Origin of the sequence: Mycobacterium interjectum, assembly GCF_900078675.2 — a bacterium.
Taxonomy (GTDB): Bacteria; Actinomycetota; Actinomycetes; order Mycobacteriales; family Mycobacteriaceae; genus Mycobacterium; species Mycobacterium interjectum.
This window is the reverse complement of sequence record NZ_LT546237.1, coordinates 1305253-1320594: the sequence shown is the minus strand read 5'-3', so window position 1 is coordinate 1320594 and position 15342 is coordinate 1305253. Positions and strand designations below refer to the sequence as shown.

Here is a 15342-nt window from a genome sequence, read left to right as displayed (position 1 = left end):
TCAGTGGTGAACTGCGGGCTTGAGGGAGTCGATGGCCGCCTGGAGCTTGTCGGTGACCTCCTCGGCGACCGGACGCAGTTCCGGCTCGCCGGTGACCTCGACCAGCAGCCCGGGATTCATGGCCTCGACGAGCACCGTGCCGGCGTGGTCGGGGTCGGCCCGCACGACGACATTGCACGGCAGCAGCAGGCCGATCTGGCGTCGCGCGTCCAGGGCCCGGTGCGCCAGCGGTGGGTTGCAGGCGCCCAGGATCAGGTAATCCTCCATGTCATGGCCGAGTTTCGCCTTCAGCGTGGCCTTCACGTCGATCTCGGTGAGCACACCGAAGCCCTGCTCCGCGAGCGCCTCGCGGGTCTTGGCGACCGCGTCCTCGAACGAGGTCTGCAGCGGTGTCGAAATGGCGAGATTCATCGTGCTTCCTTTCGTTTGTTCACCGCCCCGGCGCTCAGGCGAGCGCTAAGAACAGCTTCTCCAGCTCGGCCTCGCTCAGCGGAGTCCCGCCGTCCGCGGTGGTTCCCGAGACACATTCCTTCAACCCGGTCGCGACGATCTTGAACCCGGCGCGGTCGAGGGCGCGCGAAACCGCCGCGAGCTGGGTGACGACGTCCTTGCAGTCGCGGCCCTGTTCGATCATCGAGATCACCCCGGCAAGCTGGCCCTGGGCCCGCCGCAGCCGGTTGAGCACCGCGGCGATGCTGTCTTGATCACCAATCACTGGATCCTCCGTCTCGTTGTTGCTACCCACAGGGTACCCGCCGGGGTATCAACTGATCCACAGTGGAATATACCCCATAGGGTATCAGTTGTCACGGGTAAGCATGTGAAGAAAGGAAGCAGCATGACAACCACCGCCCTCACCCGCCAGACGTTCGAATCGACCATCGTCGACAACCCGCTTGTGCTGGTTGACTTTTGGGCCGCGTACTGCCGTCCCTGTCAGGCCTTCGCGCCCGTTTATGACCGTTCGGCACAGGCACACCCCGACGTCGTGCACGCCAAGGTCGACACTCAGGCCGAGCCGGAGCTGGCCGCCGCGCTGGGCATCCGCTCCGTCCCGACCATCATGGCGTTTCGTGACGGCGTCCTGGTCTACAGCCAACCCGGCGCGATGCCGCCCGCCGTGCTGGAGGACCTGATCAGCCAGGTGAAATCGCTCGACATGAACGCGGTGCGCGCCAAGATCGCCGCCCGCAAGGCCGCGGTGGCCGGCTGATCCGGAGACGCGGCGACGCGGGGCCGCCTCAGAGGATCGCGCGGCGATCCTTCGCGCCGGCGATGTCGTCCCAGTCGACGCCGAGCTCCAGCAGAATCTCCTCCGTGTGCTGCCCGTGCTCCGGGGCGCGAGCGGGCGCGGGTGGGGTTTCGTCGAACTGAACGGGCGCCGCGACGATGCGGTACTCCTCCCCGTGGTCGTCGACGTTGGTCACCACGTACCCGTTGGGTTCGACCTGAGGGTCGTTGAGGGTTTCGCGTGGCGTCGCCAGCGCGCCCCACACGCCGGGTTCGTCCGCGAGAACCCGTTGCCAGTGCGCAAGGTCATGGCGGGCAAAGGCGTTCGCCACGAGCTCGGTCGCGGCGGCGGCGTTGGCGATCAGGTTGCTCGACGGCACAAACCGCTCGTCGGTGGCCAACTCCCCCAGCCCCATCCGCGCACAGAAGCCGGCCCAGAACTTGTCGGGCTGCAGGAAAACCAGCTGAATCCACCTGCCGTCCTTGGTTTTGTACCGGTTCACCAGGGGGTTGATGGCCAGCCCGGGCGGCGCACCGGGAATGCCGTCGATATCGAAGAAATCGGCCGCCGAAATCGACGGAGCGATCGCCCACATCGCTTGTGCCAGCAGCGACGAGTCCACGATCGTCGGCTCGCCGGTTCGTTCCCGGTGGAACAACGCCGCGCACACGCCGCCGGCCAGCGTTGCGCCGCCTTGCAGGTCCCCGAACGCGGGCCCCTGGACCGCGGGCGTGTCGGTGCCGAACGGCGTGAGCGTGTACGCCACCCCACCGCGCGCCAGGTACGTGGCGGCGTCGAACCCGCCGCGATTGCGGTCCGGGCCCCGGACCCCCAGCCCGGTGCCCCGGGCGATGATGATCTTCGGGTTGAACCCGCGGACGTCGTCGACGGTCAGCCGAGCCCGCTCCAGCGCGCCGGGCAGCCAATTGGTCAGGAACACATCCGCACTGGCCAACAGGCGGCCAAAAAGCTCGCGGCCCAGCTCGGACTTGATGTCGATAGCGATGCTGCGCTTGCCGCGGTTGCCCAATTCGAGGATGAAATCGGCGTCGGGGCGGGCCGCTTCGCGGGTGAAGCCGCCGACGACGAGCGCGCGCCCGGGGTCCCCCGCGGCGACGCCTTCCACCTTGATCACGTCCGCGCCCCAGTCGGCGAGGGCGGCGCCGGCCGAGGGCACGTAGGTCCACGACGCCAACTCGACCACCCGGACACCGCTCAGCACGCTGGACAAGGCAACCCCTCGCTCGTCTTTCTTGCTATTTTAGGTATTCTAGCTACTCTAAGGGATATCGAGAGCCCGGCTGTGGCCACGCGCAGTTTTCGTGGCAGACATGTGAAGGAGCCGACCATAGGGTCGCTCCGCCTGCGCGGTGCGGTGAGTGCGCGGATTCCCGGCTCTTTGGCGCCGAATAGCGTTGGGCCCCAACGCGGGTCGCTGGTGTAGGCACCGGGGCGAAGGACGGAACATGGGCAGGGTGACGGGCAAGGTGGCCGTGATCAGCGGGGCGGCGCGCGGCCAGGGCCGTTCCCATGCGCGCCTGCTGGCCGCGGAGGGTGCCGACATCATCGCGGTGGACCTGTGCGCGGACATCGAGACGAACGAGTACCCGCTGGCGCGTCCCGAGGATCTCGACGAGACGGCGCGGCTGGTGGAGAAGGAGGGGCAGCGCGCGTACACGGCGATCGCCGACGTCCGCGACCGGGTGGCCTTGGCCGCCGCGATCGACCAGGGTGTGGCCGAGTTCGGCCACCTCGACATCGTGGTGGCCAACGCCGGCATCTGCCCGCTCACCGCGGGCCTTCCGCCGCAGGCGTTCGCCGACGCGGTCGATGTCGACCTGGTCGGCGTGCTCAATCTGGTGCACGCGAGCCTGAAGCATCTGCGCGCCGGCGCGTCGATCATCGTGATCGGGTCGAACGCGGCGTTCATGTCGTCCTTGAGCACCTCCGGCGCTGAGAGTGGGGTCGGTGGCCCCGGCGGCGCCGGCTACGCGTTCGCGAAACTCGCTGCCGCGCACTACGTCAACGACTTCGCATTGGCACTGGCCAAGTTCTCCATCCGGATGAACGCGGTGCATCCGACGAACGTCAACACCGACATGCTGCACAGCGCACCGATGTACCGCGCGTTCCGGCCCGACCTGAAGGAGCCGACCCGCGAGGACGCCGAACCGGTCTTTCCGGTGGTTCAGGCGATGCCCATCCCCTACGTCGAACCCGAGGACATCAGCGAGGCCGTGCTGTTTTTGGCGTCCGACGCGGCGCGCTACATCACCGGACAGCAGCTCCGCGTGGACGGGGGCGGCTTCCTCAAGGTCAAGCCGTGGTCGGGCGGCTGACGACGGCGTCGCCAATCGTGTTGGGGTGCAGAATGACTGGAGGGTATAGGTGAGCGACGGTCAGGCCGCAGCGGACGTCGAACGTCACCTCTACGAATTGATGATCCTGATGAAGGCCGCCGACGACCGGCTGTCCAAGGGCATCGGCACCGGCGAATTCATGTGCGTGTATTGGCCTTCGCGTGGTCAGGAGGCGATCGCCGCGGCGATGGGGGTGGCGCTGCGGCCCGACGACCAGTTGGTGACGACCTACCGCGGGTTGCACGATCTGATCGGCAAGGGCGTCCCGCTCGAGGAGATCTACGGCGAGATGATGGGTCGTACCGTCGGCGCGAGCCGGGGCAAGGGCGGCACCATGCACATCGCCAAGCCCGACGTGGGCGTCATGCTCTCGACCGGCATCGTCGGGGCCGGACCTCCGGTGGCCGTCGGGTTGGCGATGGCCGGCAAGCGCAAGGGCCTCGACCGGGTCACGGTGGTCAGCTTTGGCGACGGGGCGACGAACACCGGCTCGTTCCACGAAGCGGCCAACATGGCCGCGCTGTGGGACCTGCCGCTAGTGTTTGTCTGCCAGAACAATCTGTTCGCCGAGATGACGCCGACGTCGGACACGATGAAGCTCGAGCACGTCGCCCAACGGGCGGCCGGCTACGGCATGCCGGGCGTGCGCGTCGACGGCAATGACCCGCTGGCGGTGAAATCCGCGCTCGACGACGCCTTGCGCCGCGCCCGCGCCGGCCAGGGCCCCACGCTCATCGAGTGCGTGACGTTCCGCTTCCGCGGCCACTACTTCGGTGACCGGATGCCCTACATCCCCAAGGAGCAACTGGCCGCGGCCATGGCGGCCGACCCGGTGCCGCGGTTTCGTGATCGCCTCGCGCAGGCCGGAATCTGCGGCTCCGACGAACTCGACCGTATCGACGCCGCGGCGCTTGCCAGGGTGGAGGACGCCCTGGCGACGGTCATGGGTGCGCAGTCGCCCTCGAGGGACGAGCTTGACCACGACGTGTACGCGACCCCGATCGGGTTTCCGGTATGACGCAGGAAAAAGAGATGACGATGCGCGAGGCGCTGAACCTCGCGCTCGACGAGGCGCTGGGCGCCGACGAACGAGTGTTCCTGCTCGGTGAGGACATCGCCGATCCCGGCGCCTCGGGGCCCACGGCGGGGTTGTCCACCAAGTACGGCCACGACCTGGTCTTGGACACGCCCATCTCGGAGGCCGCGATCGTGGGTGCCGCGATCGGTGCCGCGATCGACGGGATGCTGCCCGTCGCCGAGATCATGATCATGGACTTCATCGGCATCGCCGCCGACCAGCTCATCAACAACGCCGCCAAGTTGCGGTTCATGACGGCGGGCCGGACGACGGCGCCGATCACCATCCGCACCCAGGTCTATGCCGGGCTGGCCACCGGGGCCACGCACTCGCAAAGCCTGGAAGCGTGGTTCATGCACATCCCGGGGATGAAGGTCATCGTGCCGTCCACCCCGCGCGACGGCAAAGGCCTTCTGACAGCGGCGATCTTCGATCCGGACCCCTGCCTATTCATCGAAACGATCCGGCTGCAGGGCAAGAAGGGGCCCGTCCCCGTCGAACCCGGATTCTCAATCCCCCTGGGACAGGCCGACATCAAGCGGCGTGGCACCGACGTGACGCTGATCGCATACGGTCGCCCCGTGCACGACGCGCTCGCGGCGGCCGACACGCTGGCCGAACAGGGAGTCAGCGCCGAAGTGGTGGATCTGCGCACTCTGGTGCCGCTCGATGTCGAGACCATCGTCGAATCGGCCCGCCGCACCAGACGGGTCGTGATCGCGCACGACGCGGTCCAATTCGCCGGCCCCGGAGCGGAAATCGCCGCGATCCTGCAGTTCGAACTGTTCGGCGAGCTGGCAGCACCCGTCGAACGGGTGGGTGCCAGGTTCGTCCCCAACCCGGCCGCGGCCGCGCTCGAGGCGCAGATGTACTCGTCGCCGCAGCGCATCGTTGCGGCCGCCCGGCGTGCTTTGGAAAGCGCGGGGAAGGCCAAAGTGCATGGCTGACTTCATCATCCGCATCCCACGCGTGTCGGTGGCCGTCTCGGAGGCCGAGCTTACCGATCTTCTCGTGGATGCGGGTGAGCATGTCGAGGCGGGCACACCAATCTATGTGATCGCCACCGAGAAGGTGGAACAGGAAATCGAAGCCGGCGCGTCGGGCGTCGTGCAATGGACCGGACAGGTCGGGACGACCTACGACATCGGCGCCGAAATCGGCATCATTACAGCATAATTCGAAACAGTGAAAGGTAAGACTACATGGATCTCAACGAGACCCGCGAGAGAATCGTCTACGAAAAGGAAGGTCCGATCGCCCGGGTCACACTCAACTGGCCGGAGAAGGCGAACGCCCAGGACCAGAAGCTGGCCGAGGAAGTCGACGCCGCGCTGCTCGACGCGGATCGTGACTACGACATCAAGGTGCTGATCCTCAAGGCCAACGGCAAGGGCTTCTGCTCCGGGCATGCCATCGGCAACAACGCGGTCGACTATCCGGCATTCGTCGAGGGCGCCAAGGTGATGGGCACGCCGTGGAAGCCCCAGACCGACCTGTTCGTCAAGCCGATTCTGAACCTGTGGGAGTTCTCCAAGCCGACCATCGCGGCCGTGCACGGCTATTGCGTCGGCGGGGGCACCCATTACGGGCTGACGACCGACATCGTGATCGCCGCCGAGGATGCGTACTTCTCCTATCCGCCCTTGCAGGGATTCGGGATGCCGTCGGGTGAATGCTCGATCGAGCCGTGGGTTTTCATGAACTGGCGGCGCGCGGCGTATTACCTCTACCTGGCCGAGGTCATCGACGCGAAGAAGGCGCTGGAGGTCGGTCTGGTCAACGAGGTGGTGCCGCGCGACCAACTGGAGGCGCGCGCCGACGCCATCGCCCGCCACATCGCCCAGGCGCCGATGACGACCCTGTTGGCGACCAAGGCCAATCTCAAGCGAGCCTGGGAGCTGATGGGCATGCGGGTGCACTGGCAGAGTTCCAACGACCTGGTCGCGCTCGCGTCGATCAGCAAAGATGTGCAGGAACTGATCCAGACGGTGTTCAAGGACAAGGTGCTGCCCTCCGAACAGGCCCGGCGCCAGGCCGCCGCGGCCGCCGCGAAGGACGGCGCTTCGCCGGCGTGACAATGTCGCGGCTCTGCACAGCTTGACGGGACGTTAGCCACATACACAGGCGACGTTCGGCCCTGGTGGCGCTGGGCCGTGCTGACCGACGCTGCTCCAGATGACGGCCAAAGAGCCCCCGGCCGAAGTAAATAGACGCGCCGTAGCGCTTCTAATTCAAGGCAATCGACGCCGGCCGAATTACGATTCGCGTGTGTCCACCGACACCGGCCGAGGATCGACCATCGGATCCCGGTCGGCTAAGGGGTAGTGAGGTGCTGGATTTCGGGGTGCTGCCACCCGAAATCAATTCCGGTCGAATGTATTCGGGCCCGGGTTCGGAGCCGATGATGGCCGCCGCGACGGCCTGGGACGAGTTGGCGGCGGAATTGGGCACGGCGGCGAGCGGCTACAGCTCGGTGATCACGGAGCTGACCAGCTCCCCCTGGGTGGGGCCCTCGTCGGCCGCCATGGTGTCCGCCGTCGCCCCTTATGTGAGCTGGCTCGGCGCGGCGGCCGCCCAGGCCGAGCAGACCGCGAGCCAGGCCCGCGCGGCCGCGGCCGCCTTCGAGACAGCTTTCGTGATGACGGTGCCGCCGCCCGTGATCGTGGCCAACCGGCTGTTGCTGATGACGCTGATTGCCACCAATTTCTTCGGGCAGAACACGCCGGCGATCGCCGCCACCGAAGCCCAGTACGCGGAGATGTGGGCCCAGGATGCGACCGCCATGTATGGCTATACGGCTTCCTCGGCGACGGCCGCCCAGCTGACCCCATACCAATCACCGCCGAGCATCGCCACCCCCGACGCCGCGGCCCGGCAGGACGCCACGGCTTCCCAAGCCGCCGCTCCTGAAGCGCTGCAACAACTTTCGTCGCCGACGGCGTCGGCCGCGCAGGGGCTCATTTGGAACACGATCCAAGGCTTCCTCAAGTATGGGCTACCCACTCCGACCAACAACTGGCTAGGGCTTACCCCGCCTAACTACATCACGGTATTCAAGCAAACCTTGCAGGCGTATTTCGGGGTGGGCGTCGCAAACTTCGCTTACAGCATCGGGCAGCAGTTGACGTTCGGCTCCGGAACCACGGCCGGTTCGGGCGGCGCCTGGTACCCGACGCCTCAATTTTTCGGCCTGCACTTCGAGGGTGTGGGCGGCGTAGCTGCCCACACCGCCGGAGCGACGTCGGCGAGCGCGGGCCAGGCCGGCAAGGTCGGGCTGTTGTCCGTGCCGGCGAATTGGACGACACCGACATCGGAAGTGACACTTGCCGCCGCTGTGGTGGACGAGAGCGCCGCCGCACCCGGCGCCGCAAGCGGAACGGGTAATGCCCTGCTGCGGGGAATACCAACCGGGGCCGCGGGCCGGCGCACTGCCGCCTACGGACACACCAACGTCTACGGGGCTCGCCACAGCGTGGTTGTACGCCCGCCATCGGCCGGATAACGCCCACCAAGGAGATCGGATGTCAGTCGAGACGACGCAACCCCAGACCCACCCGGCCAGGCCGACCAAGGAGTCACGATGATTGATTTTGGCGCATTGCCCCCGGAGATCAATTCTGCGCGGATCTATGCGGGTCCCGGCTCGTCATCGTTGATAGCAGCGGCGTCGGCCTGGAACGGGCTTGCCGCCGAGTTGAATTCGGCTGCGGCGGGTTATGACAAGGTGGTCACCACGCTGTCCGGCGAGGAATGGCTGGGGCCGGCCTCGGCGTCCATGGCGGCGGCGGTGCAGCCGTACGTGGAGTGGATGAACACGACTGCGGCGCAAGCCGAACAAGCGGCCGCGCGGGCTCGAACGGCCGCGGCAGCTTACGAGGCGGCACTCGCCGCGGTGGTGCCCCCGCCGTTGATCGCGACCAACCGCGCCGAGCTCGCGGAGGCGACCGCGACCAACGTGCTGGGTCAAAACAACGCGATCATCGCGCAACTGGAAGCGCAATACGCCGAATTTTGGGCCCAAGACGCCGCGGCCATGTACAACTACGCGGGTTCCTCGGCAAGCGCCACGAAGGTCGCGCAGTTCACCGCGGCACCGAAGATCGCCAACCCGGCCGCCCAAGCCGCACAGGCGGCCACGGGCGCAGCGGGTGGCGCGCAGTCCACGCTGGCACGGCTGATTGCCAACCTGCCGAGCCAGCTGCAGGGCCTGGCGTCGCCAACCTCGGCGGCGTCAGCCGCCGCGTCGATGCCGGTGCTGACCGAGCTGTGGTTCTTATTGACCGGGCAGACCATCCTGCCGACCAACCTCGGGACGTTCCTGAACGGCATCGCCCCCTATACGAGCTTCTTCTACAACACCGAGGGCCTGCCCTACTTCAGTGTCGGCATGGGCAACTTCGGTGTTCAGATCTCCAAGACGCTGGGCTGGATCGGCGGGGCGGCAGGACCGGGTATCGCTACCGTGCCCAAGGGCCTGCCCGGACTGGGCGGGCTGCTCGGCGGTGGCGCCGGCGCGGCGGCGCATCTGGGCAGCGCGACGTCGATCGGCAAGCTGTCGGTACCGGCGACGTGGGCGGCGGCCGCCCCGGCGGTACAGCATGCCGGGACCGAGCTGGTCAGCGCGATCCGGCCGAATGCGGAGGTCGGCGCCGGACCCGGGAACCTGCTCGGCGGCATGCCGTTGGCGGGCACGGGTTCGGGTTCCGCCGGCGGCGCCGGACCGCGATACGGCTTCCGGCCGACCGTCATGGCCCGCCCGCCCCTCGGTGGATAGCCGACCCGCGCTGACCCGGTATCGTCACGACAGGGAGTCCACCGACGGCTAGTTAGAACACTGACGGCTCAAAGGGGAGCGCGGGTGAACATCGCCGACCATGCGAGCACAGCCGCGGACTCGCCCGCCTTGATTACCGATGGCGGCCCGATATCGTTCGGCGAGCTGCATGCCAGGAGCCAACGCGTCGCCGCCCTGCTGCACGCCGCCGGGCTGCGGCGCGGCGACGGCGTGGCGCTGGTGCTGCCGAACCGACCCGAGTTCTTCGAAATTACCTGGGGCTGCCAGCTTTCCGGGCTGTACTACACCGCCGTGAACACCCATTTCACGCCCGACGAGGTCGCCTACGTCATCGACGACTCCGAGGCGAAGGCGGTCTTCGTCGACGCTTCAGAGGCGTCCGCGGCGCAACTCGCCGGGCACGTGCGCGCGGCCAACGCGGGCGTGGCCGTCCACCTGGCCCTGGGGGGCGCGCTGCCCGGCTGGCGCTCGTACGAAGGAGCGCTGGCGGCCGCGGGCGACGCGCCGCCGCTGTCGGACGGCTCGGAGATGCTCTATTCATCGGGCACCACGGGACGGCCCAAGGCGGTGCGGCGGTCGCTGCCGGCCGACGGCAACGGGTCGTGGGCCCAGGCGGTTCTGGAGATGGCGCTGATCCACAAGTACGGGATGGACCGGTCCAGCGTGTACCTCTCCCCCGCACCGCTGTATCACGCGGCCGGGGTGAACTACACCATGGCGGTGCACCGCGTCGGCGCCGCCTCGATCCTGATGCGCAAGTTCGACGCCGAGGCCGTGCTGCGGTTGATCGAGACGCATCGCGTCACCCACGCCCAGTTCGTCCCCACCATGTTCGTGCGGATGCTCAAGTTGCCCGAGGCGGTCCGGCGGAAATACGACGTTTCCAGCCTGCAATGCGTGCTCCATGCGGCAGCCCCGTGTCCGGTGGACGTCAAGCACCGGATGATGGAGTGGTTCGGTCCCATCATCCACGAGTATTACGGCGGCACAGAGGGATTCGCGGGCACCACGATCGGACCCGAGGAATGGCTCGCCCATCCGGGTTCGGTCGGCAAGCCGTTCAGCCCTGTTCACGTGCTTGGAGACGACGGGGTCGAGCTCCCGGTGGGCGAGTCCGGCGAGCTGTTCTTCGAAGGCGGACCCGATTTCGAGTACTTCAATGACCCGGCCAAGACCGCGTCGGTCTCCAATCACCGGGGTTGGCGGTCACTGGGCGACATGGGCTACGTCGACGAGGACGGATACCTCTACCTCACCGACCGGTCGACGTTCATGATCGTCTCGGGCGGGGTGAACATCTATCCGCAGGAGGCGGAGAACCTGCTGGTGATGCACCCCAAGCTCGTGGACGCGGCCGTGTTCGGCGTCCCCAACGACGAGTTCGGCGAGGAGGTCAAGGCCGTCGTGCAACCGGTCGATGGCGTGGCGCCCGGTCCCGACCTGGAGGCAGAGCTCATCGCGTACTGCCGGGCTCAACTGGCCGGCTATAAGTGCCCACGCACGGTCGAGTTCGCACCGGAGCTGCCGCGCGACCCGAACGGAAAGCTTTACAAGCGGCGCATTCGTGAACGTTACTGGCAGGGACGGGCCTCTCGGATCGTATGAGCTGACAAGGGATAGTGAGATGGCTGTAGAGACGGGTTCGACGAGAACCGGCGTCAATTGGACGCCCCTACCGGTGCCATGGGCGGTCCAGACGCCCGATCGCATCCCCAAGCAGCGGTATTACGACGCGGAGTTCTACGCCCGCGAGAAAGAGATGTTCTGGCCACGGGTGTGGCAGATGGCCTGCCGCCTCGAGGAGATCCCCAAGGCCGGCGACTTCGTGGAGTACGAGATCCTCGACGAGTCGATCATCGTCGTTCGAGTCGACAGTCAGACGGTGCGGGCCTACCACAACGCCTGTCGCCATCGCGGGGTAAAGCTGGTGGAGGGCAACGGGAATCGGCGTACCTTCGTGTGCCCGTTCCACGGGTGGTGCTGGGGCGTCGACGGGCGCAATACCTTTGTGCTGCGACCCGAGGCGTTCGCCGAGGACAACCTGCGCCCGGACGATCTGCAGCTCGTCGCGGTCCGGTGCGAGCTGTGGGGCGGCTGCGCGTGGATCAACCTCGACGACGGCGCGCCCGCGTTGCGGGACTGCATCGAACCGTTCGCGTCGATCTATGACGCGTGGAACGTCGAAGCGTTGCGCACCGAGTGGTGGCAGTCGTGCCGGCTTCCGGTGAACTGGAAGCTGGCCACCGCGGCGTTCATGGAGGGGTATCACGTCCCCCAAACCCATCCCCAGCTGCTGCCGAGCGCGCAGACCGGCGGCCCGTCGGAAGCCGTGCATCCCGTCGTCGCGAGCAGCTTGTACTTCATGCGCACGCTCGGAGAAGGCATGGGCGGCATGACCCACGAGAACGACATCCGCGTCGCCGAGGGTCTGCAGACCATCGCGCTGCCGGCCAACCCGGCCGAGGCGATGGTGGCCTGGCGCAGCGCCCTCAACGACGCGGTGGTCGGCTGGCATCGGGCCCGCGGCAGCACCATGCCCGACCTCAACGACCTGGTGCGCCGCGGGATCACCGACGCGATCGGATTCTGCTTCCCGCACCACTTCATCCTGCCCACCTACAGCAGCGCCTCGTCATACCGGATTCGCCCGCTGGGACCCGAGGAAACACTGTTCGAGATCTGGTCGCTGACCCGGTTTCCCTCGGACATCTCCGCGGGAAAGCCACAGCCGCCGGAGCCGATGGCGCCCGACGACCCGCGCTGGCCGCCCATCCCCGCCCAGGATTTCTCCAACCTGCCGCGACAGCAGAAAGGCCTGCACTCCAAGGGGTTTGAGTTCATGCGGCTGTCGGACCAGATCGAGGGGCTGATCTCCAACTTCGAGCGCGTCGTCGACGGGTTCCTGGCCGGCCTGCCGTACGACGCGCTGGTCCCCGCGATCCAGAAGGCCAACACCACCATCGACGTGCCGGTCGCCGACCTGGGACTCGGGGAGGGGCCGCGATGACCACCCAGTGGGACCGCTCGGTCGACCTGCTCATCGCGGGCAGCGGCGGCGGCGGCATGGTGGCCGGGCTGGCCGCACTCGACTGCGGGCTGGAGCCGCTGATCATCGAGAAGCAGGCGCTGGTCGGAGGGTCGACGGGGCTGTCGGGCGGCATCGTCTGGCTGCCCAACAACCCCCTGCTGCGCGCCGAGGGCGTCGCGGACTCGCACGAGGACGGCCTGGCGTACCTGGCCGACGTGGTCGGCGACATCGGCGCGCCGTCGTCGCCCGCCCGCCGCGAGATGTTCCTGACCGCCGGCTACGAAATGGTCAATTTCCTCGTGCGCAAGGGTGTTCGGTTGATCCGGTGCGCCGGATGGAGCGACTACTACCCGAACCACAAGGGCGGCAACGAGTCCGGGCGCGCGATCGAGGGCATTCCCTTCGACGCCGCGGAGCTGGGCGCCTGGAGCGGCAAAGTGCAGCCTGCGCTGGCCAAGAACTACGGCTTCGTGGTCTTGACCAACGAACTGCGCTCGGTTCAGTACTACAACCGTTCGCCGCGCGCGTTCGCCGTGGCGACCCGAGTGTTCCTGCGCACAGCGGCCGCGCGGGCGCGCCGCCGCCAGATCCTCACCAACGGAGCGTCGCTCATCGCTCAGATGCTCAAGGCGCTCATCGACCTCAGTGACGGGCAGCCGCCGCTCTGGACGAATGCGGCGATGGACGATCTCATCGTCGAGGACGGCCGCGTGGTCGGCGCACGCGTCTCCCGGGGCACGGAATCGCTGAACGTGGAGGCCCGGCGGGGCGTACTGCTAGCGGCGGGGGGGTTCGGCCACAACAAGGAGATGCGCCGCCAGTACAGCGGTGATCAGCCCAATGAGGCACAGTGGTCGATCGCCAACGCCGGGGACACCGGCGAGGTACTGCAGGCGGCGATGCGGCTGGGGGCCAAAACCGATCTGCTGGACGAAGCCTGGTGGCTGCCTTCCGTTTTCATCGCAAACGGCGGTGCGGTGGCGGCCTCGCTCGGCTCGGGCCGCCAGCGGCCCGGGGCCATCTACGTCGACTCGACCGGCCGGCGATTCTGCAACGAGTCGAACTCCTACGTCGAGGTCGGCAAGGCGATGTACGCCAATAAGGCGGTGCCCTGCTGGATGATCTACGACGAGGGCTATGTGCGCCGATACGTCACCAGCAGCAACCCGTTCAAGCGAAACCAGCACCTGCCACCGGAGCTCATCGAGAGCGGCGCGGTCAAACGCGGCGACACCATCGCCGACCTCGCCGGCCAGATCGACCTTCCCGCAGACGAATTGGCGCGGACGATCCAGCGGTTCAACCGGTTCGCCGCCAAGGGCCTGGACCCGGACTTCGGGCGCGGTCAGTCGGCGTACAACGACTGCCTCGGCGATCCCGGCTACCGGCCGAACGCCGCCATCGGCCCGCTCGACCGGGCGCCCTACTACGCCACACGGGTCCTGCCGGCGGACGTCGGGACGTGCGGGGGCGTCGTCACCAACGAGCACGCGCAGGTCCTGGACGAGCAGGACCTGGTGATCGACGGCCTGTACGCCACCGGAAATACCACCGCGACGGTGATGGGCCGCACCTATCCGGGCGCCGGCGCGAGCATCGCCAGCTCGATGGTGTTCGGATATGTCGCCGCGCGGCACGCCGCCGGGCGCAGAATCGCCGGCGAGCGCACCCGCTAGGGCCCGCTCCCTGTCGCCGAGCGTGACGCTGCCGTCACGCTCGGCTTCGAATGTGACCGCAGCGTCACGCTGGCGGCAGATCCGATTGGTCGACGAAATCCCTTGGCTTCATCCCCGATTGGATGAGTTCGGCCCGTCGCGCCTGAACATCGGAGGCGGCGCCCACCATATTGGTCAGGATGTGGCTGACCTGGAGGTGGACCCGCATGCCCATCAGTTCCCAGGCGCGCTTCACGTTGTTCTTCACCGCCATCAGCGTCGTCAGCGGGATCTGGGCGATCTTGCGGGCCATTTCCTCGACGGTGTCTTCCAGTTCTTCGCGCGGCACAACCCTGTTCAGCAGCCCCCAGTCGAGCGCTTGCTGCGCGGACAGGGTCGGCGCCAGCAGCAGCCAATCCATGGTGCGGTGCCAGTTCATCAACAACCAGGGTTCGATCATGGTGTGCCCGCCGGGTTCCCCGAGGCTTTGAGCAAGTGGCATCTGGAAATACGCGTCCTCGGATGCCACGCAGAAGTCGGTCAGCAGGCCCAGATAGATGCCGCCGCCCATGCAGTAGCCGTGAATCTGCGAGATCGTCGGCTTGGGAAATTCCCAGAGATACAGGGTGGGCCACAGAAACAGGTCGGCGGTCCCTTTGTAGAGCTCCTCGAAGGTGTTTCCGAAGTCGGGGTAGGGGTTTTCGTCGGGGCCCCAGCGCGCCACGTGTCCGCCGCAGAAGCCGTTGCCGTTGGCCTTGAGGATCACGACCTTGATCTCTTTGTCGCGGTCGGCCTCATGCAGACAGTTGTCGACTTCGGTGACCAACACCGCGTCCTTGGTGTTGGCCTTGTCGACCCGATTCAGGATGATCCGCGCAATCGGCGGTTCGCGTTCATAGATGATCGCTTCGAGCACGCGCCGCTCCATCTTCGTGACATTACCGGGTTGCGANGCCACCTCGCGGGCCCGGTCGATGGCGACTGCGGAGACGTCGAACCCCCGGACGTCCAGGCCGCGCCGGGCCAGCCACACCGCACCGAACCCCTGGCCGCAGGCCAGGTCGAGGGCAAGCCCCGCCGCCGGAAACTCGTTCGCGTGGCGCGTCAGCAGGTCGGGCGGGTCCACCGCGCTCACCGGCGGCGGTCCCTGGGCGGCGTATCGCTCGTCCCAGCGGCGCCGGTCGGCCTCGGCCAT

Annotated in this window: 15 protein-coding genes; 11 read left to right on the top strand and 4 right to left on the bottom strand. The window is 67.4% G+C overall.

What is annotated here, in order from left to right:
• Entirely contained in the window at positions 1-411 is a 411-nt protein-coding gene (locus BN4348_RS40565) for a DUF302 domain-containing protein (protein ID WP_066912383.1), read from the bottom strand.
• A gap of 34 nt (positions 412-445) precedes the next feature.
• Entirely contained in the window at positions 446-715 is a 270-nt protein-coding gene (locus BN4348_RS40560; protein ID WP_066912633.1) for a metal-sensitive transcriptional regulator, read from the bottom strand.
• 123 nt (positions 716-838) lie between these two features.
• Between BN4348_RS40560 and BN4348_RS40555 the strand changes: the two genes are divergently transcribed.
• Positions 839-1213, top strand: a complete 375-nt coding sequence (locus BN4348_RS40555) for a thioredoxin family protein (protein WP_066912380.1) — start codon at positions 839-841, stop codon at positions 1211-1213.
• Positions 1214-1241: 28 nt separating this feature from the next.
• Here BN4348_RS40555 and BN4348_RS40550 read toward each other — a convergent pair whose 3' ends face one another.
• Positions 1242-2462, bottom strand: a complete 1221-nt coding sequence (locus tag BN4348_RS40550) for a CaiB/BaiF CoA transferase family protein (protein WP_066912378.1) — start codon at positions 2460-2462, stop codon at positions 1242-1244.
• A 235-nt stretch (positions 2463-2697) separates the two neighbouring features.
• Between BN4348_RS40550 and BN4348_RS40545 the strand changes: the two genes are divergently transcribed.
• From BN4348_RS40545 to BN4348_RS40500, 10 genes are all read left to right on the top strand, one after another.
• Positions 2698-3570, top strand: a complete 873-nt coding sequence (locus tag BN4348_RS40545; protein WP_066912376.1) for a mycofactocin-coupled SDR family oxidoreductase — start codon at positions 2698-2700, stop codon at positions 3568-3570.
• A 100-nt stretch (positions 3571-3670) separates the two neighbouring features.
• Positions 3671-4609, top strand: coding sequence for a thiamine pyrophosphate-dependent dehydrogenase E1 component subunit alpha (locus BN4348_RS40540; protein ID WP_084454136.1), 939 nt, complete (start codon positions 3671-3673; stop codon positions 4607-4609).
• Positions 4606-5616, top strand: coding sequence for an alpha-ketoacid dehydrogenase subunit beta (locus BN4348_RS40535; protein WP_066912370.1), 1011 nt, complete (start codon positions 4606-4608; stop codon positions 5614-5616). The genes BN4348_RS40540 and BN4348_RS40535 overlap by 4 nt, the downstream gene beginning before the upstream one ends.
• Positions 5609-5845, top strand: coding sequence for a lipoyl domain-containing protein (locus BN4348_RS40530; RefSeq protein ID WP_066912367.1), 237 nt, complete (start codon positions 5609-5611; stop codon positions 5843-5845). Before BN4348_RS40535 ends, BN4348_RS40530 begins: the two co-directional genes overlap by 8 nt.
• 26 nt (positions 5846-5871) lie before the next feature.
• The gene (locus BN4348_RS40525) at positions 5872-6744 is read left to right on the top strand and encodes an enoyl-CoA hydratase-related protein (protein WP_066912364.1); all 873 of its coding nucleotides are present in this window, start codon (positions 5872-5874) and stop codon (positions 6742-6744) included.
• Between the two features lie 254 nt (positions 6745-6998).
• Positions 6999-8171, top strand: a complete 1173-nt coding sequence (locus BN4348_RS40520; RefSeq protein ID WP_066912361.1) for a PPE family protein — start codon at positions 6999-7001, stop codon at positions 8169-8171.
• A gap of 78 nt (positions 8172-8249) precedes the next feature.
• Positions 8250-9443, top strand: coding sequence for a PPE family protein (locus tag BN4348_RS40515; protein ID WP_066912359.1), 1194 nt, complete (start codon positions 8250-8252; stop codon positions 9441-9443).
• Positions 9444-9527: 84 nt separating this feature from the next.
• On the top strand, positions 9528-11069 hold the full coding sequence (locus tag BN4348_RS40510; protein ID WP_066912356.1) for an acyl-CoA synthetase: 1542 nt from the start codon (positions 9528-9530) through the stop codon (positions 11067-11069).
• A gap of 19 nt (positions 11070-11088) precedes the next feature.
• Entirely contained in the window at positions 11089-12471 is a 1383-nt protein-coding gene (locus BN4348_RS40505) for an aromatic ring-hydroxylating oxygenase subunit alpha (RefSeq protein WP_066912353.1), read from the top strand.
• Complete coding sequence (locus BN4348_RS40500) at positions 12468-14168, top strand: FAD-binding protein (protein ID WP_066912350.1); 1701 nt, start codon at positions 12468-12470, stop codon at positions 14166-14168. The genes BN4348_RS40505 and BN4348_RS40500 overlap by 4 nt, the downstream gene beginning before the upstream one ends.
• A gap of 64 nt (positions 14169-14232) precedes the next feature.
• Here BN4348_RS40500 and BN4348_RS40495 read toward each other — a convergent pair whose 3' ends face one another.
• Entirely contained in the window at positions 14233-15342 is a 1110-nt protein-coding gene (locus BN4348_RS40495; RefSeq protein WP_142308694.1) for an enoyl-CoA hydratase-related protein, read from the bottom strand.